This is a genomic window from Conexibacter sp. CPCC 206217 (genome assembly GCF_030646165.1).
GTDB lineage: Bacteria > Actinomycetota > Thermoleophilia > Solirubrobacterales > Solirubrobacteraceae > Conexibacter.
In genome coordinates, this window is record NZ_JAUTDO010000004.1 from 22,067 (window position 1) to 47,565 (window position 25,499).

Sequence of the window (25,499 nt, forward strand, 5' to 3'; positions counted from 1 at the left end):
CACACCGACTGGTGAACGGTCCGCGAACACCTCCTGCTCCCAAAGCAGGAGCGGTAGGTCGTTGGTAGCGGCAGCCCGCCGCTCCTCAGCTGCCGCCGCCTCCGCGGATCTCCCTCTGTGCGGACCGGGACGGTGCAACAGCCATCAGGAGCTGTCGCACCGCACCGACATTTCGCTGCGCACGATCCGCCGCTGGGAAGTCAACGACCCGCGCTGACGCAACCCGCACCTCAGGGACATGCTCCGCGCCGCTGCCGCGCTTGAGACGACCGTGGACGCGATCATCGAAGACTGGTGGCAGCCACCGCCGCCGAACCGGCCGTCGGGCTTCGGCCCTTCGTCGGATCGAGCAAAAGGCCGAATCGCTCGAGTGCCGCGAGAGCCTCGGCGAGCGTCAGCGCCGCCTGCGGCTCGTTTCGCCGGTACTGCGATCGACAGAAGGCGACCGGGTCCGGCCGCGACGCCCCCGCCGAGTCGATCACGTTCTCGAACGCCAGCGTCTCGGCAGCTCCACGAGTTTGTCCAGCGGCATCTCCCAACCTCTGACCGGACCGCGCATGCCGGCACGGTAACCGGCAGCGCCTCGACGCGCGCCGCGAGCTCGGGGACGGAGGAGGCGCCACTACCCCGGTTGGTACCCGCGCCCGGTACCCGCTTGCAGCGAGGTTGGCGGCGAAGCTGACCCCGAAACGACGAAACCCCCGCATCAGCAGGGGCTTCGTTGGTATGGAGAGAACCGGGCGGCGTACAAACCTCACGAGTTTTGATGGGGCGCCGCTTTGCGTCTGCTGACAGTGCGAGTGTGCCTGGCAGTCGGCGGACGTGGCTGGTACCGACCTGGTAGCGGGCTGGTACCATTCTCTGGATGAGCAAGCAGATTGCCGTTCGGCTCCCAGACGAGCTTGTCGACTTCGTTGACGAGATGGTGGGTTCGGGTGCTGAGCGCAGTCGTGCGGCGGTGGTCATACGCGCGCTTGAACGCGAGCGCCGTCGCGCCGTCGCGGCGCGTGATGCGGAGATCCTTGCCGAGAGCGGACCGGATCCCGAGCTGGCTGGGCTGGCTGACTACGCCGCCGGTCTGCCGTCAGATCTGGATTGATGCGGCCGATCCATCTCGCAAGGCTCGATAAGACCCGCCCTGTAGTGGTCCTGACCCGCGAGCCTGTCCGCCCGCACCTCACCTCGGTCACGATCGCGCCAATCACAACGTCTGTGCGCGGCCTCTCGACCGAGGTCGCGGTCGGTGAGGCGAACGGGCTCGCGGTGCCGTCGGTGATCAGCTGCGACAACATCACGACGATCCCGACGGGCGCGTTGGGGCGACAGATCGGGCTGCTGCTCGATGGCCAAGAGCCGGCGCTGAGCGAAGCGATCCGCGCGGCGTTCGATCTCGACTGACAGCGCTTCGAGTACTGGGCTGTACCGCAAGCTCCTCTCGCATGACCTTCCATGGAGGGGAACCGCGTTTCAGTGGAGCTAGCCGGGCTCGAACCGGCGACCTGCTGGCTGCGATCAAGCAGCTCTCCGGCGGCAGAAATGTGCGATTTGCAGGAAGATCCGACGGCCACTGCGTGGCTGGGCGTGCCGTCGATTACTGCGGATTCACGGGGATTGCCATGGTTTCGGGCACTCGGCGGCGCGAGTGCCCGACCGGCGGAAGCTGGCGGCGGGCGCCGCCGGATTCGGCGCCGCCGGATTCGGCCTTCATGGCGCCCTCGCGCGGGGCTGGCGTGGGCGTCCGACCACGCAATGCTCCAGCTCGCGGCGTGGAAACCGAGATCTCATCCAACGACCGCGTACCTTCGAAGCCCAGGGAGGCGATCCACTCAATGCCAGCTGGCGAGCCAGGGCCGATCTTTGCCGTCACGTTCATCCTCGAACTGCCATTCGATCTGGGTCTCCGCGAGCAGAGCGGTGGCCTGCTTCTCAGCGAACGTGGTTCCGAGTGGGATGGCTGGCCCGATGACGCGATTCGAACGGTGGTGAGCCTGCCTGCTGACGTGCCGCTTTCAGCGGATGTGGGACCAGGGACCCGATGGACGCTCCGGCGCGGCTGGGTCGACTCGCATGTACCGCTGCTTGCGGCAGACGAGGCGTTCTCAGATTGGGTCGAGCCCCTGGAGTCCCCGCAGGAGCATCAGCGGCGGCAGGATGCGATTCGAGATTGGCGAGAAAGAGGCATCAGAAAGCCGGTGACCATCGCCGCGCTGACGCGCTTCGTTGGTTGGGACGGTGTACCCAAGAACCCTGAGGACCCGCGCACGCTCGCGCTGTACGAAATGGCCCGCACGGACTTCAATCGCATTCTCGGCATCCTCGGCCTCACGACCGGCGTGTGGTGGGTCGCTCCGGTCACCGATCGCGAACTCCCCGGGATGGTGCCCGTCATCGCAGAGTTCGCTGGGCCCCACGACACGCCGCCGCCAGGCGAAAGTGCCCGTCGCCGAGGTGGGACGTTCCCACTCCACGTCCATGACCTTCTTCCGAACCTGCCCGATCAGGCGTTCGTGTCCGACCAGCAGTTCGAGGCAGCCGGAGGACTCCTCCAAGCATTCAACCGCGGAGATCTGGCGTTCTTGCCCGTGTTCGAGCTTCTCCACGAAGCTGGCGGTGACCTGAACGTCGGCAAGCCAGGCCAGGCGATCGTTCTCAGCAGCGCCGCGGTCGAACTCGCCTTGTCAGTACTGCTGTGCGAAGGCAGCGCCCTCGCCGGATGGTCCACGACAGAGTTCGAGAGAGCAACCAGATCCTCGTTCCGTGGTCGAATCGAGCACCACGTCGCCAAGCTCCTCGACATCACCATTGACGTTCAATCCGGCGAGGATGCCTGGGCGCGATGGTGGCGCAGCGGCTATCAGGTTCGCAACGACTTCGCCCACGAAGCGAAGACTCCGACTCGCGACGAAGCGCTCGCCGCGTGGCAGAGCGTTCTCGAACTCTTTCGCGAGCTGCGATCCACGCTGGCCGCCCACCCCGTACTCCATCCGCTGACCGACCACATGCCGTTTTGGGCTGAGATCACTTGAAGAACGACCACTTCCGGAGAAAGCTCGCCGACGCCAACCAAGTAGATGTCAGAGATGTCAGAGATGCCGGCATGGCCGATATCAACCGCATGCGCAACGACATCATCCACCATCGCGGATTGGCGACCAAGGCCAACACAGGTAGATGCGAGATCTTCCGTTGGTTGCACCTGGCGAGCCAATCCACCCCGTGATGGCGCACGTGGCCGAATTCATGGGCTACCTCGGCGCGGTGCAAGGCGCGGACAGAATTGACGGGGAAGACCCGTGGCAAGTAATGGGTGGGTTCTGATTGCAGCACCACCTACTGGGCCGAGCGCGCGACGCAACGACGTAGAAGAGCTGGCACGATGGCGCGCGTGACGCGGCCACCGACCATCGGCGACCCTCTCCCCCGTGCCGACGAGGCGTACGGGATCGAGGCGAAGGTGACCGCGTACTGCCTCAATCTCGATCACGAGGTCGGCGGGCCGAAGGCGCGGGGCTTCCTGCAGATCCTCGGCATCGCCCTCGAAGACGCCGACTACCTCGCCGAGGAGCTGCGCGGCGGCCTTCGGGTCGCGCGGATCTCCGACGTGCGCGACAACACGCCGTTCGGGATGCTCTGCGAAGTCCGCGTGCCCGTGCGCGGGCTGCGCGAGCGCCGTGATCGGATCGTCGCGGTGACGACCTCGTGGGAGCTGCGCGACGCCGATGACCGGGCACGGCTGGTAACTGCCTACATCGACGGCTAACCTGAGTAGACGATGGCGACCGTCAAGCACGCGATCTCAGAACACGATGTCGTCGTCCTGCGCGACGCCGTCGGCGCCTGGCCCGCCGGCACCGTCGGCGCCGTCATCAGCGCCTACGGTGACACCATGCTCGTCGAGATCACCGGCCCCGGCGGCAAGACCCTGGACACCATCCAGGTCCCCGCCGACCGACTCGACGCCAAGCGCTCCTAGCTCCAGAGAAAGCGATCGGCGCTGGCTGCGGCGGCCACGAACAGCGTCGCTGCGCATGCGAGGCGAAAGAGCACGTAGTACGCGACATCAGTCCACTCGACGATGCGCCTCGCCAACGCGCTCTGAGGTCTAGGTCTGCGCGGCACCAGCGAGGAAGCCGTCCACCTCATGCAGCACTCGTCCGTTCGTCATCACCAATACCCCAATAGAGGCCCCTGGCAAGCAGACGCGTCCGCGGCCCTGGGCGACCGGACGTCGAACAGTCCGGCGGCCTTGCCCTTACTGCCAGAGCAGTCGCCGTGCCCACGGTGCGCTGCCACTCAGCCCCCCTGAGTGGCAGAAACCCCATGAATCGCGGGGTACTGCCTGTAATCGGACACGCCTGGACCGCCGTATCGGTGCATTCCAAGCCGAAAGGTATGTCCTCGTGACCGACAACGCCTCCGGCTTCCGGCCCCATGTACGCCCGCGACGAGATCCACCCCGGCCTCCTCGCCCTCCCAGCCGGCGACAGCCGTACCCACCAACAGCAACTCCTCCGCACAGCGATCGACTTCATCACCGCCCACGCCATCGATGCTGGCGAAACGCCGGCCGACTTCATGGTGAACATGTTGGTCGAGGTCGACAAAGACGGCTCATGCGGCGCCCTCGACCTGCCGCCTACGTAGCTCGGCTCCACAACCTCCTGGTGACAACGGCCTTCAATCGATCGGTTTCATCTCGGTGTCACTCCCGTGCGGGCTGTCGTGGGCGGGCAGGCCAGCGCGGCCAGCAGGGCGAGGGCGAGCAGTACGGCCGACCCGGTGAGCGCGGCGCCGATCGCGGGTGTCAGCTCCTCGCTGCCGCTCGCCACGTCCGGCCGAGCGGCGGCGAAGACCGTGACCAGGATGGCCAGCCCGAGCGTCCCTCCGAGCTGGTGGGCCACGTTGACCAGGCCCGCGGCAGCGCCGGCGTCCCGCCCGTCGACGCCAGACATGCCCGCCCCGGTGAGGACCGTGAACGCCACGCCCACCCCAGCGCCCACCAGCGCCGTCGGTATGACGACAGAGCCCAGGTAGGTGGCGCCGGGTCCCAGTCGGCCGAGCCAGGCCATCGCCAGCGTGGCGAGCAGCAGCCCGCCGACCAGCACCGGCCGCTCGCCGACGCGCCGGACGAGCCGCGGCGCAGAGCGCGCGCCGGCGAACATGGTGGTCGTCATCGGCAGATACCCGGCGCCGGCCGCCAGGGCGGCGAATCCCATGGAGCCCTCGAGCAGCTGGGCGAGGAAGAAGAACAGCGGGAACAGACCGCCGACGAGCAGCAGACGTGCCAGGTAGGCCATCGAGCGCCGGCGGCTGGCGAACAGCCGCGGCGGGGTGATCGGCTGCTCGGCGCGCACCTCGATCGCCGCGAAAGCGACGACCAACACGACGCCGAGCCCGAGGGGCGCGATCGCGGTGGGATGCCCCCAGCCGTGGCCGGCCGCCCAGACCAGTCCGAACACGATCGAGCCGACCGCTGCGGTCGCGACGATCGCACCCGCGATGTCCAGGCGGCCACGCCCACGACCTGTCTCCGGCAGGCAGCGCGGGGCGAGCGCGACCACCCCCACGCACACCGGCACGTTGACGAGCAGGCCCGCCCGCCACGACGGCCACGTGGCCGCCACGCCGCCCAGGACCAGGCCCACGCTGCTGCCCGCCCCCGCCACCGCGCTGTAGAGGCCCACCGCTCGCTGACGTCGCGCCGATTCGGCGATTCCGGTGGAGATGAAGGCGAGCACGGACGGCGCCGCCAGCGCAGCGCCAACCCCCTGCGCCGCCCGCGCCGCCAGCAGCGGCCCAGGCCCCCATGCCGCTCCCGCGGCCAACGACGCCACGCCGAAGAGGCCGGTTCCTCCGCGCAACGCCCGGCGGCGCCCGACCCGATCGCCCATCCGCGCACCGAGCAGCAGCAGACCGCCGAAGGCCAACGTGTAGGCGTTCTGGACCCACGACAGGCCCTCCGTCGAGAGGCCGAGCCCCTCCCGGATGCTCGGCAGCGCCGTGGTCACCACCGAGACGTCCATGACGAGCATCAGCTGGCAGCCGAGCAGCACCCCCAGAAACAGGCCGCTGCCCGCCGGGCCGGGTCGAATGGTGTTGACCGTCTTCACGTACATACGTATTGGATAACATACAGCATGCGAACGTCCGTAGGCCCTCGAGGACGCCGACGGTCTCCGCAGCCGGGGGGAGAGAGAGATGGCGCGTGGCGCACCCGCTGTCGGATCGACGACGTAGCGCCAGCAGCGGTGCGGGCGCGTGGTCGAGCCGTCGGACACGCGCGCCGCCGCGGCCGAGCCGGCCCGCTACATCTCGCGGCTGCTCGACCCTCCGGCGACCAGCGCGGTCGCGGCCGGCGCGCGCCGGCCGGGCGCCGTTTGCCGGCCGCTGGTGGCGGGTAGCGCAGACGTGCGCGGGCGCTGGCGCGACGCCCGCATCCAGACCCGCACGAGGAGGTCGAGATGTCACCCGAGCACGCCGGCGACGACGACCGCAGCGGCCGCGATGTCGAAGCAGCGGTTGCCCGCGCCGAGCAGGGCACGCCGGTCGAGGGACGACACTCCGACGGCAGCGGCTCGCCGACGGGCGAGTCGCGCGTCGAGCGAGCGGCCGACGTCGACGAAATCGTCGAGGGCCGCAGCGAGGGCGGACAGCGCACGCAGCCGCCCCCGGAGCCGGGTCCCGAGCCGCCGGCGATCGGCTCGGGCGGCGCGCAGCGCATCGTCGGGGCGCGCATCCCCGACCGCAAGTCCGCCGGGGAGCCGACTCCGGACGGCCCGCCGTTCGACGACGACGACGCGTAGCTGGGGACCTGCCGCGCGTCCGACGCGCCCACGCGTCGCCACGTGACCGGGCGGCGCGCGACGGAGGCGTCCGCGGACGCCGGAGATCTGCTCAGCGCACGGTGACCTACCCTCGGGAGATGCGTCTCCGGTCGCCTCGCCTCCCGCCGAGCAGTGGCGTTCATCGACACGTCGGCGCTGCTGGCGTTTCTGGATCGCGATGCGGCCGGACACACCGAGGTCGTCGCGGCGATGACCGACGTTCTCACGCGGCGCAACGGCGAGTTTCACCGTCATGCGCGAGCACTCGATCACCGAGGCGCTTGCGCTCGACCGCCAGCGTGATCGACGCAGCCGCGACCGCCACCTGGTTTGTACGCCGCCCGCTTCTCTCCATAGACCGAAATCCCTGCCAGCGCAAGGGTTTCGTCGTTTCGGGGTTTACCAGACGACGCGCCCGAGTCAGCCCGGCCCCGTGCGTTCGGACCGCTCCGCGGTGCCGTCAATAGACGCGACCTCATGACTCGGCCTCGGCTGGGCCGGCAGATCTGCTGAGACGACGCGCGCGGTCGGCGCGTCGTCCGACCCGGTCAGGAGGGAGCGGCATCCGCGGCCAGCAGGGCGCGCCACCGCGCTCGGGCGCCGGCCAGACGCTCGGCGGCGCGCTCGTCCGGACGGTACCGCCGTCCCGGCGCGACGAACCGCGCGGCGGCGCTGGCCGGGTGGGGGTCCGCTCCGCAGGCGACGGCGGCGAGGATCGCGGCGCCGCGCGTGGTCGCCTCCCGGTCGGAGCAGGCCAGGACGTCGGCGCCGCAGGCGTCGGCGCGCAGTTGCAGCGTCGCCGGGCGCGCGGCCGCGCCGCCGACGACGACGATCTCCTCCACGTGCGCTCCCCGGCGGCGGAGCGCGTCGACCCCCTCCGCGACGGTGAACGCGACGCCCTCCTGGACAGCGCGGAACAGATGGGCCGGTCCGTGATCGGCGCACAGCCCGTCGATCGCGCCGCGCTCCTCCGGCCGCCAGCCGGGGAAGCGGCTGCCGTCGAGCGAGGGGCGGAAGACGACGCCGCCGGCGCCCGGCGGCAGCGCCTCGGCCTGCTCGTCCAGCGCCGCGTGGGCCGCGGCCGCGGAGCCGTGTCCCAGCAGGCGGGCGGCCCACTCGACGGCGCCGCCGGTCGAGCCGGTCGGTCCGCCGAGCGTCCACAGGTCCGGCGCCGCGTGCGCGTTGAGCACCGCGGTCCCGGTCGGATCCGGCGCGGGAGCGGAGAGGACGTGCAGCAGCACGTCGGTCGTCCCGGCGACGTCGACCGTCGTCCCCGCCCGCACGGCGCCGGCGCCGAGCGCACCGACGGTGCCGTCGGGCCCGCCCGCCGCGATCGGGATCCCCGGAGCGAGCCGCAGCTCGGACGCGGCGCCGGCGGTCAGGGGGCCGGCCGCCCGCCAGGCGCCCGTGACCGGCGGCAGCAGCGCGGCGTCGAGCTCCGCGGCGGCGATCAGCGACGGCTCCCAGCGTCGCGCGCTGACGTCGAACAGGCCGCTGTAGGAGGCGTGCGTGAGGTCGGTCAGCGCTCGTCCGGTGAGGTGCAGCACGAGGAAGTCCTTGAGCGACAGCGCCCAGCGGGCGCGCCGCAGCGCGGCCGGCTCGTGATGGCCGATCCAGGCCAGCTTGGCCGCCGGCAGCTCGGCCGTGACGCGCCGCCCGGCGGCGATCCGGCCGCCCGCGCCGACGCGCTCGCCGATCCGCACGGCCTCCGCCCGCGCGCGCGTGTCGCTCCACAGCAGCGCGTCGCGGACCGGCTCGCCGTCGTCGTCGACCAGCACCAGCGACAGCAGCGAGGCCACCCCCGCGCCGCGCACCTCCACGTCGCCGCGCGGAAGCTCGCGCACCGCGGCGACGACGTCGGCCCACAGGCCGGCGGCGTCCAGCTCGCCGCCGGCGGCGCCCGTCGGGCGCGCCGCCGAGGCGAGGGAGGTGCCGTCCCGCAGCGAGATCAGCGTCGCCCGCACGCGCGAGCTGCCGACGTCGATCGCGAGCACCACGGGCTCCGCGGCAGCGGCCGTCATCGTTCTCGGCTTCCGCCGACGGGCGCCATCGCCCTCCCCTGCCCTCAGCCCTCGGGCTCGAAGAAGCGGAACAGCGGGTACGTCCAGGCGCTGATGGCGGGGTCGATCAGCGCCTCGACCACGCGCGGCGCTCCGCTGCGGACGCCGTCGCGCACCGCCTCGGCGAGCGCCGTGGGGTCGGTGACGCGGACCGACTCGATGCCGCAGGCCTGGGCGACGGCCGCGTAGTCGACGTCGTCGAAGTCGACGCCGATCGCGCGGTCCGCGCCGAAGTGCGCCCACTGCTCTTGGCGGATGTTGCCGTAGCCGGAGTCGTTCATCACGATCAGGCAGGCGGGCACCCGCTCGCGGGCCAGCGTCTCCAGCTCGCCCAGCGTCATGCCGAGCGACCCGTCGCCGACGAACGCGACGATCGGCGTCTGCGGGTTCTGGATGCCGGCGGCGATCGCGGCCGGCAGCGCGAAGCCCATGTTGCCGAAGCCGACCGGCTTGAGGTAGGTGCCCGCTTTCCGGATCTCCCACAGATAGGACCAGACGCCGGGATTGCCGGCGTCGAAGATCGCGAGCGTCTCGTCCGGAACGGCGTCGCGGACCGCCCGCATCACCGCCGCCGGGGCGATCGTGCCGCTCTGCGGGGTCTCGTCCGCCTGCTCGGCGCGCTCCAGCCAGGCGCCGCGCGCCGCCGACAGCTCGTCCAGCCGCGCGCGCCGCTGCTGAGCGGCGGCCGCGTCGCCGCCGTCCCGTCTCAGCGACTCGCCGACCGCACTCAGCACGGCGCGCGCGTCGCCGACGACGCTGAGCGTGCGCCCGGCGTAGTAGCGCGCGATCTGCGCCGGCTCGACGTCGACCTGCACGATCCGTTGCGGCAGCTGCATCGTCCAGCGGCCCGTCGAGATCGCGTTGAGGCTGTTGCCGACGGCGAGCAGCAGGTCGGCGTCGGCGAGCGCCCGCGAGGAGAGCTCGGTGCCCATGCGCGTCAGCGCGCCGTAGACGAGCGGATGGGTCGTCGGCACCACGCCCATCCCGTTGAACGTCGTGATCACCGGCATGCCGACCTGCTCGGCCAGCTCCAGCGCGACGGCGCCGGCGTCGGCGAGCTTGGCGCCGTTGCCGAGCCACAGCACCGGTCTGCGCGCCTCGCGCAGCAGCCGGGCGGTCTGCTCGATCCGCTCCGGGTCGCCGAGCGGCCGCTGCTGCGCGGCCTCGATCGCCGTGCTCGCGGAGGCCACCGTCTCCAGCAGCGCCGGGTCGAGCGAGCTCTCCAGCACGTCGCGGGCGAAGTCGACGAGCACCGGCCCGGGGCAGCCGGTCGTGGCGCGCAGGTACGCCTCCTCCAGCGCCTGCTGGATCGTGCGCGGGTCGGAGACGAGCTTGGCCCACTTGACCAGCGGGCGGAAGATCGACACGTGGTCGGCGTTCTGCGCGTCGTCGCGGTCGAGGTCGGGCAGCCGGTTGTTGCAGGTGATCGCGATCACGGGGCTGGAGTCGCGGTAGGCGCCGCCGATCCCCGTCAGCAGGTTCGTGGCGCCCGGCCCGGTCGTCGCGATGCACACGCCTGGCCGGCGCGTCAGACGGCCGACCGCGTCGGCCATGCACGCTGCCGCGCCTTCATGGCGCGCGGTCACGAAGCGGATCTCCGGTGTGTCGAGGATCGCGTCGGTGATCGCGAGCGTCTGGCCGCCCGGCACGCCGAACACCGCTTCGACGCCGAGCGCGCGCAGCGTCTCGACGACGAGCTGCCCGCCGGTCAACGTCTTGGTCTCAGACAGTGGAACCACTCCTCAGGTGTCGCTGTGTGTCGCAAGGGGGTGTGGGGCCGTTGGCTCCGGAGCGCGCGTCCGCTAGCGGACGCGCGCCTCCAGCAGGCGGCCCTCTGGGTCGATCGCGTCGCGCATCGCGGCGCGCTCCTCCGGCGTCGGAGGCTCGGTCTCCGGCACGTCGTCCGGCAGCACCAGCTCGAAGCCGGTCGCCTGGCGGACGTCGGCCGGCGTGACGCCCGGGTGCAGCGAGCGAAGCCGCATCAGGCCCCGCTCGTCGAAGTCCATCACGGCGAGGTCGGAGACGACCAGCGCCGGCCCGCCGCCCGGCAGGCCGAGCGCCCGGCGGCCTTCGCGGCCGCCGGGAAAGCCGACGGCCGAGACGTAGTCGACCCGCTCGACGAACGCGCGACGCTCGTGCGGCATCGTGCAGATCATGCGTCTGGCGAAGCAGGCGTGGTCGGTCTGCGCGATCGGGCCGGTGAGACGCACCTTGGGGCGCTCCGCCGAGCCGATCCGCACGGCGTTGACGTTGCCCTCGCGGTCGATCTGCACCCCGGAGGTGAAGCCGACCGACATCCGCCCGCTGCGGAAGGTGTCGAGGCAGAAGTCGACGTCGACGTGCGCGCGCGCCCGCCAGCGCAGCAGGTGCGCATCCGCGAACGAGTACGGCACCTCGCGGGCGACCGGCTCGAACAGGACGCCGTACTGGACGGTCACGTCGCGCCCGTGCACCAGGCGCGCAAGCTCGCAGGCGACGGCCGGCACGCCGACGGCGCGCACGAACGCGGGGCCGCCGGTGCCCAGGCCGATGAAGCAGTGGTCGCCGTCGGTCAGCTCGCGTGCGATCACCGCCGCCCACAGCTCGGCCTGCTCGCGTGTCGGCATCATGCGGACCACTCCTCGGGAGCCGTGTCGGTGCGCGCCGCGCGGCGCAGGGAGAAGAGGCGGCGCGGCGTCAGCGCCGCCAGGTAGGCGTCGTGGTCGGCCACGCGCACCCAGCGGTCGAGGAACGCTTCGAGCGTGCGCTCGTCCCTGGCCGCCTCGGCGTAGGCGGCGAGCTGCTCGCCGTCGTAGTCGTACCACGAGTCGCAGCAGCAGGGATGGGCGCCGAAGGGCGCCTCGGCGACCGCCGCCACGTACCGCCGGGGCAGCAGCGTCAGCTCAGGGTGCTCGAGCACGAAGTCGTCGCTGACGAGCTGCTCGACGGTGACGATCAACGTCTGCGCGGCGCGCGCCAGCAGCTCGTCCATCGAGTTGTCGCCCCACGGCTCGCCGTCGAGCAGGACGTTGCCGTGGCGATCGGCGTAGTGGGCGTGGATGACCGCGAACTGCGGCCGGACCGCCTGCACCGCGACGTGCCGCTCACCCGTGAAGGGATCGTCGATCAGCCGCATGCGCGGGTTCTCGCCCACCATCCCGCTGCCGAGCGGCGCCTTGGTGGGCGTGAACGGCACGCCCTGCGCGGCGCCGCGGAACATGTCGATCGCGGTCGTCTCGGAGTGGTCGACGATCGCGATCCGCCCGCTCTGGGCGGCACGCCGGTAGGCCGGCCCGAGGCCGAACTGCGACAGGCTCACGCACGAGGTCTCGACGCTGGCGACCGCGCCAGCGGCGACGAGCAGCTCGACGTCGATGCCGTTGTTCCAGCCGAGCAGGCGCAGCTCGCGCCGGCCCTGCCGGATCAGCTCGTGGATCAGCGCCATCGGATGGCGGCGCAGCGTGTGCCCGCCGAGCGCGAGCTCGGCGCCGTCGGGGATCAGCGCCGCCGCCTCGGAGAGCGAGAGCGCCTTGATCGGAATCGAGGCTTCGGTCATCGTCGGTCCCTCGAGAGGTAGACGCCGGCCGGATCGATCCGCTCCCGCAGCAGGCGGATCTCCTCGGCGTCGGGAAGGGGGGTCTGCGGCGGCTCGCGATCGGCGCCGCCGAGCGGGAAGGCGGTCGCCGCGAGCACCTGCTCGACGGTCACGCCGGGATGCAGCGTGTCGATCTGCATGGCGCCCTCGGCGTCGAACGAGAAGGTCCCGAGGTCGGTCACGACCCCGGCCGGGCCGCCGCCGGGGAGGCCGTTCTCTCCGCGCGCCGCGCCGCCGCTCAGGAAGCCCGGCGTGGTGACGTAGGAGAGGCGCGCGGGAAAGCGGCGCCGGTCGTGCCGGGCGATGATCACGAAGCGCTTGGCGCAGCTGGCGATGTCGTTGGCGCCGCCGGAGCCGGGCAGCCGCACCGCCGGCGAGGCGTACTCCCCGATCACGGTCGAGTTGACGTTGCCGTGGCGGTCGACCTCGGCCGCACCGAGGAAGCCGAGGTCGACGCGGCCCGCGTCGAGCATCCCGAGCGTCTCCGCGAGGCCCGTGCGGTAGCTGGCCGAGCCGACGAGCCGGAAGTCGCCGACGCCGGTCGCCAGCTCGCGCGGCCGCGCGTCCACGACGCCCGACTCGAACACGAGCACGGCGTTGGGCGCGTGCGTCGCCTTGGCGAGGTAGCCGGCGACCATCGGCAGGCCCGTGCCGACGAACAGCACGTCCCCGTCGCGGATGTGGCGGGCTGCCGCCACGGCCATCAGCTCGTCGCGCGTGACGGCGCTCATGCCGCGCGCTCCTGCAGCGGGTAGCCGAGCTGCGGATCGGCGCGCAGCGCCATCAAGCGCGCCATGCCGACGCGCTCGAGGTACTCCCACTGCGACGCGACGCCGAACGCGAAGCGATCGAGGTACTCGGCGAAGCCCTCGGGCGTGCGCGAGCGCTCGTAGTAGTCGGCGAGGTGCGGCTCGTCGGGGCCGTAGCCCTTGAACATGCCGGTCGGATGCGCGCCGTACGGCGCCCACGCGACCATGTCGACCATGTGCCGGGGCAGCACCGTGCGCTCGGGCGTGGAGTGGGTCAGGCGCGTGGAGACGATCTCGTCGACGGTGACGATCACGCGCTCGGCCGCGCGCGCCTGCTCGACGAGCACGGCGGTGATGCCGTCCAGCTGGACGTTGCCCTCCTCGTCGGCGCGCGTCGCGTGCAGGACGGCGACGTCGGGGCGCAGCTGCGGCAGCAGCAGCACCAACTGCTGCGAGAAGGGGTCCGTGAACCGCCGCGACTTGGGCGCGTCGAAGGTCTCGACGCGCTCGAGGTCGGTGCCGAGCATCGAGCGCACGACCGCGAACGGCAGGCCGGCGCCGGCCGCCTCCATCCGCGCCGCGAGCGCGCGATGGCTGTAGTCCTCGACGGGCACGACGCCCTGCTCGATCGCCCGCGAGACGTTGCGGCAGCGGCCGAGGCCCTCGAACATCAGGTTCGACATCCGCAGGCGCGCGACGCGCCCGGCGCCGACGAGCATGTCGGCCGGCCACGCCTCGGCGATCGCCGACAGCTCGAAGTCGCCGGCGCCGCCGCGGATCAGCTCGCGCACGAATGCCATCGGCGCCAGCGACGCGGCGAAGCCGCCGAAGGTCAGATGCGCGCCGCTGGGGATGCTCGCCGCCGCCTGCTCGATCGTGACGAGCTTGCTGCGCGGCCGTTGGCTGGATTCTGGGGGACTCATGTTCACCACAATTGTATAGACAAGTATACCTTATGCCTCGCCCGCGTGAGGCTCAGCCGATCACCTGGTCGGGATGGCGCTCCCAGACCGACCAGTCGTGGCCGGGCACGATCACGTCGGCGACGCGCCGCAGGCGACGCGCGTTGGACTCCCACTCGTCGAGATTCGTGTAGATGCCGGGGGGCCAGGAGAGCTCGATGCTCTTGTAGGTGCTGAAGAAGTCGCTGCCCAGCACGACGGTGCCCGCGCGCGTCTGCACGACGACTGCGAGCTGGCCCTGGCTGTGGCCGCCGACGTGCCAGACCTCGATCCCCGGCTCGATCTGCATGTCGCCGTGGACGATCTCGACGCGGTCGATCACCTGCAGCAGGTAGGGCGCGAACTCGCGCCAGTGGAAGCCGTCGTGCGGCGCGGGCGCCAGTCCGGCCGCGAGCTCTCTGACGTGCACGAGGAAGCGCGCGCGGGTGAACGCCGGGGCGTTGGGGAAGTGGTCGAGGTGCAGGTGCGTCAGCACGACGAGGTCGATCTCCTCGGGCCTCGTGCCGTGCGCGGCGAGGAACCGCTCGACCGAGCTGTCGGGCAGGTGGACGTAGTGCTGGTGCAGCTGCCGCCGCTGGAAGACCTCGTTGGCGAACGCGACGTTCGCCGCGCTCAGCCCGCTGTCGACGACGATCCGCTGCGTCGGCGTCTCGATGTACCACAGCGTGCTCGGCTCGCTGACGCCGGCGGTGACCGTGCCGTCCGGCCACTCGATCCGCTCGCGCCAGGTCGCCGGCAGCGTCTGCTCGCGCGGCAGGTCGGGATGGCGCCCGCCGTGCGCGAGCACGAGGTCGAGACCGTCGGGACCCATGCGGATCTCGGCGGTGGCGGTGAAATGGATGCGGTGCAACCCGCGCTCGCTCGTCATCTCGTCTCCTCTCTCAGAACAGGTCCCACCACTCGCCGCGCGCCAGCGCGACGTCGGCCGGCTCCTCGAGGATCATCCGGCCGCTGCGCATGAAGTAGGCGCGGTCGGCGACGCGCAGCGCGGAGCGCACGTTCTGCTCGACCAGCACGACGGCGATCCCCTCCGCGCGCGCGAGCTCGCGCACCTGCGCGAAGATCCGGTCGACGAGGCCCGGCGCGATCCCGTTCGACGGCTCGTCGAGCAGGATCATGCGCGGGCGCGACATCAGCGCGATCCCGATCGACAGCATCCGCCGCTCCCCGCCGCTCAGCGTGCCGGCCACCTGCCGCTCGCGCTGCGCGAGGATCGGGAACAGCTCCAGCACGTCGCGCAGGCGTTGCTGGCGCGCCTGCCCGTCGCGCTCGGTGAAGCCGCCGAGCGCCAGGTTGTCGAGCACCGGCAGCTCGCGGAAGACCGCGGCGTCGGCGGGCGAGAAGACCAGGCCGTCCTCGACGTTGGACGCCGTGTCGCGGTTGGTGATCCGCTCGCCGCCGAAGCTGACCTCGCCGCCGCGCGGGCGCAGCAGCCCGCAGATCGCCTTCAGCAGCGTCGTCTTGCCGGCGCCGTTGTGCCCGAGCACGGCGACGACCTCGCCGGGCCGCACGTGCAGCGAGACGCCGAACAGCACCTCGCTCTTGTCGTATCCCGCGACCAGCCTGTCGACGACGAGCAGCGGCTCGCCCGAGGACGCGTCCGCCGCGGGCGCCGTCACGGCGGCGTCGCGTGCGCGATCATGCACCAAAGTAGACCTCCGTCAGCTCTCTGCGGCTCGTCAGCTCCGCGATCGTCCCGCGCGCCAGCACGGTGCCCTGGTCGAGGAAGATCGCGTCGTCGGCGAGCTCCTCCACGACGTGGAGGCTGTGCTCGACGATGCAGACCGCCACGCCGTGGTCGCGGAGCCGCTGCACGACGCCGATCACCTTCTCGACCGCGCCGACGTCGACGCCCGCGGTCGGCTCGTCCAGCAGCAGCACCTCGTTCTGCGTCGCCAGCAGGCGCGCGATCGCGACGAGCTTCTGGTCGCCGAAGGAGAGGTTGGCGACGCGCTGGCCGGCGACGTGCTCCAGGCCGACGAAGGAGAGGTAGTCGAGCGCCTGCGCGCGCGTGCGCCGCTCGTGGCGGCGCGCCACCGGCCATGCCGCCAGCCTCACGACGCTCTCCCCGAACTGGCCCGGGATCGCCATCGCGACGTTGTCGAGCGCGGTCAGCTGCTCGAAGACGCGCACGTCCTGGAAGGAGCGGCTCATCCCCTGGCGCGCGATCCGGTGCGTCGGCTCTCCCACGACGTCCCGCCCCTTCAGCACGACCCTCCCGGCGTCGGGCTCGATCGCGCCCATCACGAGGTTGAAGATCGTCGTCTTGCCGGCGCCGTTGGGGCCGATCAGCGCGGTGATGGTCCCGCGCCGCAGCTCGAAGCCGACCTCCGAGACGGCCTGCACGCCGCCGAAGCGCTTGGACAGCCCGCTGACCTCCAGCACGACCTCGCCGCGCCTGTGCTCGCCGCCGTCGCCGGCGAGCGCGCGGTCGAGCGTCTGCAGCGCCGCCTCGGCGCTGCGGCCCTGCGCCGGCGCGCCCGGCGCAGGCGCCGCCGCACGTCGCCCGCCGGCGCGCAGCGACGCGAGCCCGCGCCGCACGCTCGCGCCCTCGGGGATCAGGCCCTGCGGGCGCGCCATCGCCATCACCATCAGCGCCGCGCCGTAGATCACGCCCTGCCACGGGATCGCGTCGTCGCCGATGAAGGAGACGTTCTCCAGCACCGGGCCGACGCCAGCCAGCAGGATCGCGCCGACGATCGCGCCGAGCATGTTGCCGCTGCCGCCCAGCACGATCAGCGAGACGATGAAGATCGAGGTGTCGGCCGTGTAGCTGGCCGGCGAGACGAAGCCGTGGTAGAAGGCGAGCAGCGCGCCGGCGCCGCCGGCGATCGCCGCGCTGACGCCGAACACGAGCGCCTTCGCCAGCCACGTGTTCTTGCCCAGCGCGCGCACGGCGACCTCGTCCTCGCGAATCCCGCGCAGCACGCGGCCGAACGGGGACTCGCCGATGCACCAGCAGACCACGACGACCACCGCCGTCACGGCGAGGATCAGCAGGAACGCCTGCTGCGGCTCCAGCAGCTGGGTGCCGAACAGCTCCAGCGGCGGCAGGCCGTAGAGACCGACGCTGCCGCCGGTGACGCCGTCGAGGCTCAGCATCAGCTGCGAGACGATCGTCTGGAAGGCGAGCGTCAACAGGATCAGGTACTCGCCGGTCACACGTCGCGCGGCCGGGATCGAGACGGCGAACGCCGCGACGCCGGAGAGCACGACCGCCGCGGCCATCGCGATCCACTCGTTCCAGCCGAGGCCGGAGGAGAGGCCGCCCTGCGCGACGTCGGAGCCGCCGCCGACGGCCAGCGGCAGCGCCAGGCGCCCCGCCGCGAAGGCGCCGATGCCGAAGAAGGCGGCCTGCGCCATCGTCGTCTGGCCGGCGTAGCCGATCAGCAGGTTGACCGACACCGCCAGCATGACGTACGAGAGGATCGTGATGCCGACGTCGGCGTAGTAGCTCATGCGCTTCTCCCCAGCAGGCCGGTCGGCCGTGCGATCAGCACTGCGAACAGGACGGCGAAGGCGACCACCAGCGAGAACTCGCTCGCCAGCCACAGGCCGCTCAGGCTCATCAGCAGACCGAGCAGCAGACCGCCGAGCGCGGCGCCCAGCTGACTGCCCACGCCGCCGGCGAAGACCGCGACGAACGCCAGCAGGATCGGCTCCAGGCCCATCGTCGGCGTCGCCACCGCGCCGAGCGTGTAGAGCACGGCGGCGACCGCCGCCAGCGCCGATCCGAGCGCGAACACGAGCCGGTGGATCCGCTCGACGCGGATGCCCACCGCGGCGGCCATCTGCTCGTTGGTGCGCACCGCCGTGATCGCGCGCCCGTACTGCGAGCGGCGCACGAAGACGACCGTGGCCGCGATCAGCGCCCAGGCGACCGCGACCTGCACCACGTCCAGTCGCGTGAAGCGGACGTCGCCGACCGCGTAGTTGTGCTCCGGGAAGCCGCCCAGCGGCTGGTTCTCGGGTCCGAAGCCGAGCTGCAGGCCGTTGGTCACCACCACGGAGGCGCCCAGCGAGAAGAGGAACATCACCATCGGCGCGGTGCCGCGGCGTCGCATCGGCCGGTATCCGGCGCGTTGGATCAGCAGCCCGGCCGCGACGGCGACGACGATCGCGGCGACGACGCCGAGCACGAGCCCGGCGCCGGCCTTCGTCGCGACGACCACCGCCGCGTACGCGGCGAGCGTGTAGACGGCCGCGTGCGCGATGTGGAAGGTGCGCGTCGTGGCGTAGATCAACCCGAGGCTCACCCCGAGCAGGGCATACGCCGAGCCGAGCACGATTCCCGAGACGAGCAGCTGGTTGAAGAGTGACCAGCTCGCGGCCGCGAACGGCGTCAGGTGTGAGAGCTGGCCGATCATCGTGCGTCGTGCAGCGGCGGTTCGGTACGGCGTCGCATCGCGCGCTCCGCTATCTCGCGGGCGGGTTGTCGGTCAGCAGAGCCGTGCGCGGATCTGCGTCGCGCGCGACCTTTCTCGTCTCGGCCAGGAGCTTCGGTCTGCCGTTGACGACCGAGTAGATCCCCTGCGGCTTCTCGGTCGTGTGGTCGGGCTTGAGCACGAGCGTCCCGGCTCTGCTCGCGGTGCCGCCGTAGACCGAGAGGAATCTGGGGTCGGCCGCGATCGCTCTCTCCAGCTGCGAGCTGTCGGTCGGGTCCTCACCGGCCTCCTGGACGCGCCGCACCAGCTCGAAGACGATGAAGACCGCCTCGTAGTAGTTGGCGGCGTACAGCTCCGGATCCTCGCCGTACTCGGCGCGGTATGCCTCGACGAACTGGCGCGCGAACGGATTCTCGGAGGCGGAGTCGAAGTAGTCGGCGGTGAACGTGTACGTGTTGCCGTATCTGCCGGCGATCTTCTGGGCGTCCTCGGTGAACTCGATCCCCAGCACCGGGCCGTCGAAGCCGGACTCGCGCAGCTGCTTGAGCAGGTACGCGTAGTCGTTGCCTGTGTTGAAGGTGAAGACGGCGTCCGCGTTGCTGGAGCGGATGCGCGCGGCGGCGTTGGAGAAGTCGGTCGCGCCGGCCTCGGTCGTCTCCTGCAGGGCGACGACGCGACCGCCGCCGAGCTGCGGCCACCACTTCGGGATCAGCACCTTCTGCGCGTCGACCGCGTTCTCGCTGGTGCCGACGACGGCCAGCCGCTTGACGTTCGGATAGGCCGAGGCCAGCCACGCAAGGCCACCGGCGACCTGGTCATCGCCGGCGAACATGCGCGTCATGTACAGCCACGGCTTGCCGACCTGCGAGGGGTCCGGTCCGCCGCCGTTGAGCGTCAGCACTCTGTACTGCGCGATCAGCGGCACGATCGCGACCGTGACCGCCCCGTACGAGGTCAGAAGCGTCTTGACCTTGTCCTGCGTGATCAGCTTGCGCGTGCCGGTCACGCCCGCCTGCACGTCGCCGCTCTTGTGATCGGCGATCGTGATCGGGAAGGAGGTGCCGCCCATCGCCGCGATCTGACGAGCGGCGAGCTTGGCGCCGCGGCTCATCACCTTCCCGTAGAACGCGCCGGTACCGGTCATCGCCATCAGCATTCCCGTCGGGAGCGTCACGCCAGACCCGTCGTTGGCGCCGCCCATCGGGAACAGCTCTCTGATCGAGGCGTTGTCGAGCACCGATCTCGGCGCTCTGCCCGCCGGCACCGCCGCCGTCGACGAACCGCTCCCGCCGTCGGACGAGTCGCCGCATGCGGCCAGCAGCATCGGCAGCGTGATACCGCCCGCGGCGACCACGGCGCTGCGCTTGATCAGCTCGCGCCGGCTGACGTGGTGTCCACCGCCGGCATCCTCGCGCACGCCGGCTGCGCGCCGCCCGTGGCGTGCGTCCTCTGCTTCGCTCATCGCTCCTCCTCTCGGCTGCATGGGCAGCCACCGCCGCCGCCGTGCGCGTGTGCGCAGACGCTGGGCGGTTCTCTCCGACATCAAAGGGTCAACGGTCCACGAAGGACCATTCAACTGACGCTACGAATTCACATCATTGAGAGTCTGATCACGACGGCAGTGCCGTCGTCCCCTCCACATCGGGCCGCTCGCCGTGCACCGCGCCGCCGTCCTCTGAGCCCCGCAGCGTCGTCAACAGCGTGTAGCCGGGCCCCATCCAGCTGCGGGCGTGCTCGACCGTCACGTTGCCCTCGCCGAAGGTGCGTCGAACGACCTCCAGCAACGGCGTCGCGACATCGACCTGCAACTGCTGCGCGAGCCGCTCGGTCGCCGCGAGTGCGCGTATCTCCTGCTCCGCCCACACCAGCGAGATCCCAAATGTGCCGCGCAACGTCGCGTACAGCGAGCCGTCGACGAGCTGGACGCGGTCCATCCCCGGGCACAGGCGCACGGGGACCCACGACTCCTGCACGGCCGTCGGGTGCCCGTCGATGCTCCGCAGGCGCTCGATCCGCACGTACTGCTCGCCCGGCATCATCGACAGCTCCTCAGCAAGCTCCGCGCTCGGCAGCTCCAGCGCCTGCGCGACGACCTCGGTCGTCGTCTCCTTGCCATCGGCCCGCAGCTCCTCGGCGAACCCGCTGAGCGAGTTCAGCGAACGCCTCACACGGCTGTTGGAGGCGACGAACGTCCCCACGCCATGCCGGCGAACGACGAGACCGTCCTCGACGAGTCTGCCGATGGCCTGGCGGACCGTCATGCGCGTCACGCCATAGCTGCTCGAGAGCTCGGTCTCGCTCGGCAGGCGTCCGCCTGGTGCGAGCGCACCGTCGCGGATACGCTCCTCGAGGTCTCTCCGAATCCGTTGGTAGACAGGTCCACCGCTCACCACGGCAACAAGTATAGACAAGTAGAAGACCGCGTGCAAGCCATCCTGGCGCCCGTGGCCTCGCGGCCCGTCCATGCACCGTCCGGCCGTCGGCGATGGCGCTCGAAGACGCTGATGTCTATGATCGCGGCTGTCCTGTGCGGGAGGCGGCGATGGCGGATGACGGTGCGGTGTTGGAGCGCTTGTTGCGGCTCTCGCGCAGTGTGAGCGAGGACCCGTTGCCGCGCGTGCTGGAGGCGGTCGCCGACACGGTCATGGCGGCGGCCGGGTTTCGCACGGTCGTGATGAACGTCTTCCGGCCGCAGTGGGACGACTACGAGGCCGTGCTCGTCGTCGGCGAGCAGAAGAGCCGGGAGGTGCTGCTCGGCAGCACGACCCCGCGCGGCGCCCTGCGACGATTGCTCGCCCAAGCTGATCAGCGCGTCGCGAGCGTCTTCTTCTTCCTCGCCGGCGGCGGCTCCTCGGTATGGGACGAGCTGAGCGACGTCTACGTGCCCGACATCCCGAGATCGGCGGATCCAGGCGCGTGGGATCCCGAGGACGCGCTGCTGGTGACGCTCGCCGACGTCGACGGCGCGCCGCTGGGCTTCATGTCGATGGACGAGCCGTGCTCGGGCCGGCGCCCCTCCGACGCGGACCTGCGCCTGCTGCGCGTGATCTGCTCCTCCGCCGAGCAGGCGCTGCGAGCGGCACGACGCACGCGCGCCGCCGAGGACGGCCGCCGTCTGCTCGAACGGCTCAGCCAGGTCTCCTCCCAGCTGATCGCCTGCGACAGCGCTGAGGCGATCGACCGTCTCGTCGTGACCACGATCGAGCGCGAGCTCGGCTTCGAGCGCGCGACCGCCTACCGACGCGACGGCGCCGCGCTCCGGCTCGCCGCGAGCGCCTGCCGCGGCGACGATGCTCCCCCAGCCGCGCTCGCCGTCGACGCCGCCGCCGCGGCGCTGCTCGCCGCCAGCAGCGCCGGCTCAGGCTGCTGGCTGCTCGACGCGCACGCGCTGCTGCCCCACGCCCATGCGCGCTCGGCGCGCAACGGACGCAGCCAGCAGGGCTGGTCCGATCACTGCCTCCTCGTCCCCTGGCACGCCGACGGCGCGCTCACCGGGATCGTGATCGCACAGGACCCCGGCGACCGCATGGTCCCGTCCGACGAGCGACGCCGAACGATCGCGCTGCTCGTCGACCTCGCGGCAGCCGCGCACCGCGCGCTCGCGCAGCGCTCCGCGCTCGACCGGCTCTCCAGACACGACGCGCTCACCGGGTTGCGCAACCGCCGCGGGCTCGACACGCTGATCGCCGCCCAACCGAACGCCGCGCTGCTGCTGTGCGACCTCGACCACTTCAAGCGCATCAACGACCGCCACGGCCACGAAACCGGTGACCGCGTCCTCGCACGCTTCGGCGAGCTGCTGCGCGAGCACGCCCGCGAGCACGACATCCCGATCCGCCTCGGCGGCGAGGAGTTCCTCATCGTGCTCCCCGACACAGACCACGCAGGAGCGCTCGCCGCCGCCGAGCGCCTGCGAACCGCGACGACCGCGCGCCTCGCCGACCTCGTCCCCAGCGGGGTGACCGTCTCAATCGGCGTCGCGCTCGACGGCAACGGAACGCTCGACGCCCGCCAGCTGCTCCAACGCGCCGACCGCAGCCTCTACCTCGCAAAGGAACGCGGCCGCAACCAAACCGCCCTCGCGACCGACTGACCCTCCCAGCAGACCTTCCGATGCGCCCCGACCTGCTCCGCGATTGCAGCGCCCGCCAGGACCGCTCGGCTCAGCGCACCAACGTGAAGCTCACCGTTCTGACCGCGCCGCGGTTGCCGGCGGCGTCGGTCGCTGCGAGCTGCAGCTCGTAGCCGCCGACCGGCAGCGCGCGGCCGCCGAAGCGGGCGCTGAAGGGGATCGCCGCGGCGCCCGCCGCGAGTCTGCGCGTGAACGTCTTGGCGGTCGTCCTGATCGTGCAGCGTCTGCCGCGACGGGCGCCGGCACGGCATCTCCCGCGCTGCTTGCGCCCGCTTCTGACGCGCACGACCGCGACCCGCACCGTCGCCGCCTCCGAGAGGTCGAAGCGCAGGGTCGTGCCGCTCGGCGTGCTCACGCGGCGGCGTCTTCTGGCCGCCGCCAGCGCCGTGTTCGCTCTGCCGGCACGCAGACGCGTCGCCGTCAGCCGCACGCGGCGCAGCTCCGGCTTGACGCGGTCGGCGCCCGCGCCCGGACCTGGGCCGGAGCCGGGGCCGGGACCAGAGCCGCCGGCCGGGGCGACCTGCACCGTCGCCGTCGCGCTCCCGACGTTGCCGAGCGCGTCGGTCGCGGTCACGACGACCGTGCGCGTGCCGGGTGCGGCGAAGACGTGGTCGACGACCGCGCCCTGGGCGGACGCCCCGTCGCCGAAGCTCCAGTCGACCGCGACCGGGCCGCTCACGTCGGCGACGTCGGCGACCAGCCGCGCCGCCGTGCCAGCCGTGACGGCCGACGGAACCTGCAGCGCGATCCGCGGCGCGACGCCGTCGATCCGCCGCAGCACGATCGCCGCCGTGCCGCCGCCGGCCGGCGCCTCCCGCGTCGCGACGAGCCCGAGCGGCTGCGCCGGCGTGCCGGCGACGGCGACGCGCGGCAGCGTCACCGCGCGCGTCTGCGGCCCGACGTCGACCGGCGTCACCGTGCCGCCGAGCGAGCGCTGCAGCAGCGTCAGCGCCGGCGCCGCTCCTCTCGGCTGCCCGGCGAGCGCGATCAGGCCGTTGCCGTCGGACCAGGTCGCGCCGTGCGGATCGGAGTAGGGCGGCGACGCCTGATAGCTCGGCCCCGCGATCGACGCGATGTCGCCGAGCGCGCCGGTCGAGAAGAGCGGGCGCTCGATCATCTGGGCGCTGCCGTCGCCGAGTCTGACCTGGGTCAGCGCGAGCGCGTCGGCGCCGAGCGGGACGAGCTCGGGAGCGGCGTTGACGCCACCCGCGACGGTTGCCGGGAGGCTCATCGCGTCCGCGTCGCTCCCCACCGACATGGAGACCGTGTTGGCCGCGCGCCAGCTGGCGATCACTCTGCCGTTCGCGGCGACGAGCGGCACGGCGGCGGTCGACCCGGAGCCGTACTCCGTCCCGTCGACGCCGTCGTCCGTCCACGGCGCCGTCACGCCGTCGCGAATCGCGAGGAAGCAGACCGACACCCCGCCGAGGCAGAGGGTCGCCGCCGCGCGCCCGCCGGTGCCGACAGCCGCGCGTGCGACGCCGATCTGCGCTGGGCAGTCGGCCATCAGCGACCAGCCCGACTGGGGCTGTCTGTCGTCGTCGGTGACGACGGCGCCGCCGGCGGTGACGTCGAAGACGCGCAGAACCAGGTCCTTGCTGCCGCCGAAGCTGAGGCACGTGGGCACGGCGACGAGGCCGCTCCCGTCGGGCCGCAACGCGACCGCGGGCGTGCCCCATCTGCTCGTCGCGAACGTGACCGGCGCCGGCGCGTCGATCGCCGTCGCCGCCGCGAAGCCGGCGCCCGGCTGGCGGTAGGCGACCCGCAGTCTGCCGTCGGAGCCGGTCCAGGCGGCGAGCGCGTGGCCGGCGGACGTCATCGCGGCGTCGGGATCGCTGCCGAGCCCGCCGTCGACGATCTCCGGCCGGGGCGCGCCGGCTCGCCACAGCGCGAGCTTGACGGCGCCGGTCAGGCTGCCGCTGCCGCGCCAGGCGGCGAGCGCGTCGCCGTTGTCAGCGACGCCGGCGGCAAGCGCGGTCGCGCTCGGCTCGTCGAAGCTCGGATCGACCGATCTGTCGATCGTCAACGGCGGAGCGAGCGGAACGGCGGCGTCAGCGGCGACGGGCGCGAACGCGGCGGAGGCGAGCGCGGCGACGGCGACGATCAGGAACCGGCGGGGCCTGGACACGCGCGGCATCGTACCTCCCGCGCGCCAGCCAGCACAGCTTTTCGGCAGAGCGATGACCGCCCGGCAGGTGCGAACTCTCGACGGGCGATGAATTTCACGCGAACGGTCGGTCTCTGCCGACATGCGCGAGAGGAAAGTAGTTCTCAAGATGGTCGTGTCCCTCGACGGCTTCGCCACCAGCCCGGACGGGACGCATGAATGGATGTTCGAGTGGTTCGGCGACGACTCCGGTGAGTGGAACCACCGCGCGCTCGAAGCGGCCGGCGTCCACGCGATGGGCCGCCGCAGCTACGAGATCATGGGCCCGCACTGGGCCGCGTCCGAGGGGCCGATCGCGACCGCGATGAACGAGAAGCCGAAGGCTGTCTTCTCTCACACCCTGGAGAAGGCGCAATGGGGACCGGCCGAGATCTTCGGCGGGGAACTGGCCGCGGAGATCGCGCAGTTGAAGGCTCGGGACGACGAAGGGACGATCCTGGTCCACGGCGGCCCGACCTTCGCCAAGTCGCTGACCCGTCTGGGCCTCGTCGACGAATACCAGCTCACGACGGTCCCGATCGCGATCGGCGCGGGACGCAGCCCCTTCGCGGATCTGCGAGAGCACCTGAAGCTGGATGTCGTCGACGAGCAACGCTTCCAGAGCGGAGCCCTCGCGCAGATCCTGGTGCCGCAGTGATCGCAGCGC

The 25,499-nt window shown here is 71.9% G+C and carries 25 protein-coding genes; 11 read left to right on the top strand and 14 right to left on the bottom strand.

The genetic code is table 11. The features are described from left to right. Positions 1-865: 865 nt before the first annotated feature. The 7 genes from Q7L65_RS11390 (at position 866) to Q7L65_RS11420 (ending at position 4,644) form a co-directional block, all read left to right on the top strand. Positions 866-1,099: a YlcI/YnfO family protein gene (locus Q7L65_RS11390; RefSeq protein ID WP_304721239.1), complete on the top strand. Its 234-nt coding sequence runs from the start codon at positions 866-868 to the stop codon at positions 1,097-1,099. Further along, positions 1,099-1,398 carry a type II toxin-antitoxin system PemK/MazF family toxin gene (locus Q7L65_RS11395; RefSeq protein WP_304721241.1) on the top strand — a complete coding sequence of 100 codons (300 nt, stop codon included), beginning with the start codon at positions 1,099-1,101 and terminating at the stop codon, positions 1,396-1,398. Before Q7L65_RS11390 ends, Q7L65_RS11395 begins: the two co-directional genes overlap by 1 nt. A 368-nt stretch (positions 1,399-1,766) precedes the next feature. Further along, the gene (locus tag Q7L65_RS11400) at positions 1,767-3,026 is read left to right on the top strand and encodes a hypothetical protein (protein ID WP_304721244.1); all 1,260 of its coding nucleotides are present in this window, start codon (positions 1,767-1,769) and stop codon (positions 3,024-3,026) included. Further along, positions 3,023-3,220: a hypothetical protein gene (locus Q7L65_RS11405; RefSeq protein ID WP_304721246.1), complete on the top strand. Its 198-nt coding sequence runs from the start codon at positions 3,023-3,025 to the stop codon at positions 3,218-3,220. The genes Q7L65_RS11400 and Q7L65_RS11405 overlap by 4 nt, the downstream gene beginning before the upstream one ends. Positions 3,221-3,385: 165 nt before the next feature. Further along, entirely contained in the window at positions 3,386-3,760 is a 375-nt protein-coding gene (locus tag Q7L65_RS11410) for a DUF6883 domain-containing protein (protein ID WP_304721248.1), read from the top strand. A 12-nt stretch (positions 3,761-3,772) separates the two neighbouring features. Continuing rightward, positions 3,773-3,973: a hypothetical protein gene (locus tag Q7L65_RS11415; RefSeq protein WP_304721250.1), complete on the top strand. Its 201-nt coding sequence runs from the start codon at positions 3,773-3,775 to the stop codon at positions 3,971-3,973. A gap of 458 nt (positions 3,974-4,431) precedes the next feature. Then, positions 4,432-4,644, top strand: a complete 213-nt coding sequence (locus Q7L65_RS11420) for a hypothetical protein (RefSeq protein ID WP_304721252.1) — start codon at positions 4,432-4,434, stop codon at positions 4,642-4,644. A gap of 47 nt (positions 4,645-4,691) precedes the next feature. Here the strand turns inward: Q7L65_RS11420 and Q7L65_RS11425 are convergent, their stop codons facing one another. Next, positions 4,692-6,116: an MFS transporter gene (locus Q7L65_RS11425; protein ID WP_304721253.1), complete on the bottom strand. Its 1,425-nt coding sequence runs from the start codon at positions 6,114-6,116 to the stop codon at positions 4,692-4,694. 345 nt (positions 6,117-6,461) lie between these two features. Between Q7L65_RS11425 and Q7L65_RS11430 the strand changes: the two genes are divergently transcribed. Then, a complete protein-coding gene (locus Q7L65_RS11430) occupies positions 6,462-6,803 on the top strand; it encodes a hypothetical protein (protein WP_304721255.1) in 342 nt (113 codons plus the stop codon). A gap of 153 nt (positions 6,804-6,956) precedes the next feature. Further along, entirely contained in the window at positions 6,957-7,127 is a 171-nt protein-coding gene (locus tag Q7L65_RS11435) for a hypothetical protein (protein WP_304721257.1), read from the top strand. A 245-nt stretch (positions 7,128-7,372) separates the two neighbouring features. Here the strand turns inward: Q7L65_RS11435 and Q7L65_RS11440 are convergent, their stop codons facing one another. The 12 genes from Q7L65_RS11440 to Q7L65_RS11495 form a co-directional block, all read right to left on the bottom strand. Beyond that, a complete protein-coding gene (locus Q7L65_RS11440) occupies positions 7,373-8,845 on the bottom strand; it encodes an FGGY-family carbohydrate kinase (protein ID WP_304721259.1) in 1,473 nt (490 codons plus the stop codon). A 44-nt stretch (positions 8,846-8,889) separates the two neighbouring features. Next, a complete protein-coding gene (locus tag Q7L65_RS11445; protein ID WP_304721262.1) occupies positions 8,890-10,623 on the bottom strand; it encodes a thiamine pyrophosphate-binding protein in 1,734 nt (577 codons plus the stop codon). A 63-nt stretch (positions 10,624-10,686) separates the two neighbouring features. Next, a complete protein-coding gene (locus Q7L65_RS11450; protein WP_304721264.1) occupies positions 10,687-11,493 on the bottom strand; it encodes a CoA-transferase in 807 nt (268 codons plus the stop codon). Next, positions 11,490-12,419, bottom strand: a complete 930-nt coding sequence (locus Q7L65_RS11455; protein ID WP_304721266.1) for a CoA transferase subunit A — start codon at positions 12,417-12,419, stop codon at positions 11,490-11,492. The genes Q7L65_RS11450 and Q7L65_RS11455 overlap by 4 nt, the downstream gene beginning before the upstream one ends. Beyond that, on the bottom strand, positions 12,416-13,189 hold the full coding sequence (locus tag Q7L65_RS11460) for a CoA-transferase subunit beta (RefSeq protein WP_304721268.1): 774 nt from the start codon (positions 13,187-13,189) through the stop codon (positions 12,416-12,418). Before Q7L65_RS11460 ends, Q7L65_RS11455 begins: the two co-directional genes overlap by 4 nt. Then, positions 13,186-14,130, bottom strand: a complete 945-nt coding sequence (locus tag Q7L65_RS11465) for a CoA transferase subunit A (RefSeq protein ID WP_304721270.1) — start codon at positions 14,128-14,130, stop codon at positions 13,186-13,188. Before Q7L65_RS11465 ends, Q7L65_RS11460 begins: the two co-directional genes overlap by 4 nt. 52 nt (positions 14,131-14,182) lie before the next feature. Further along, a complete protein-coding gene (locus Q7L65_RS11470; protein WP_304721272.1) occupies positions 14,183-15,037 on the bottom strand; it encodes an N-acyl homoserine lactonase family protein in 855 nt (284 codons plus the stop codon). Between the two features lie 13 nt (positions 15,038-15,050). Then, the gene (locus tag Q7L65_RS11475) at positions 15,051-15,815 is read right to left on the bottom strand and encodes an ABC transporter ATP-binding protein (RefSeq protein WP_304721274.1); all 765 of its coding nucleotides are present in this window, start codon (positions 15,813-15,815) and stop codon (positions 15,051-15,053) included. Beyond that, positions 15,808-17,628, bottom strand: a complete 1,821-nt coding sequence (locus Q7L65_RS11480) for a branched-chain amino acid ABC transporter ATP-binding protein/permease (protein WP_304721276.1) — start codon at positions 17,626-17,628, stop codon at positions 15,808-15,810. The genes Q7L65_RS11475 and Q7L65_RS11480 overlap by 8 nt, the downstream gene beginning before the upstream one ends. Continuing rightward, positions 17,625-18,536, bottom strand: coding sequence for a branched-chain amino acid ABC transporter permease (locus tag Q7L65_RS11485; RefSeq protein ID WP_304721278.1), 912 nt, complete (start codon positions 18,534-18,536; stop codon positions 17,625-17,627). The genes Q7L65_RS11480 and Q7L65_RS11485 overlap by 4 nt, the downstream gene beginning before the upstream one ends. 49 nt (positions 18,537-18,585) lie before the next feature. Beyond that, on the bottom strand, positions 18,586-20,016 hold the full coding sequence (locus tag Q7L65_RS11490; RefSeq protein ID WP_304721280.1) for an ABC transporter substrate-binding protein: 1,431 nt from the start codon (positions 20,014-20,016) through the stop codon (positions 18,586-18,588). 148 nt (positions 20,017-20,164) lie between these two features. Beyond that, positions 20,165-20,944: a GntR family transcriptional regulator gene (locus Q7L65_RS11495; protein WP_304721282.1), complete on the bottom strand. Its 780-nt coding sequence runs from the start codon at positions 20,942-20,944 to the stop codon at positions 20,165-20,167. Between the two features lie 152 nt (positions 20,945-21,096). Here Q7L65_RS11495 and Q7L65_RS11500 point away from each other — a divergent pair, with 152 nt between their 5' ends. Next, a complete protein-coding gene (locus tag Q7L65_RS11500) occupies positions 21,097-22,647 on the top strand; it encodes a diguanylate cyclase (protein WP_304721285.1) in 1,551 nt (516 codons plus the stop codon). A gap of 70 nt (positions 22,648-22,717) precedes the next feature. Here Q7L65_RS11500 and Q7L65_RS11505 read toward each other — a convergent pair whose 3' ends face one another. Next, positions 22,718-24,814 carry a PKD domain-containing protein gene (locus tag Q7L65_RS11505; RefSeq protein ID WP_304721287.1) on the bottom strand — a complete coding sequence of 699 codons (2,097 nt, stop codon included), beginning with the start codon at positions 24,812-24,814 and terminating at the stop codon, positions 22,718-22,720. 121 nt (positions 24,815-24,935) lie between these two features. Here Q7L65_RS11505 and Q7L65_RS11510 point away from each other — a divergent pair, with 121 nt between their 5' ends. Next, positions 24,936-25,490 (top strand): dihydrofolate reductase family protein, encoded by a 555-nt coding sequence (locus Q7L65_RS11510; RefSeq protein ID WP_304721289.1) that lies wholly within the window; start codon positions 24,936-24,938, stop codon positions 25,488-25,490. Positions 25,491-25,499 lie beyond the last annotated feature (9 nt).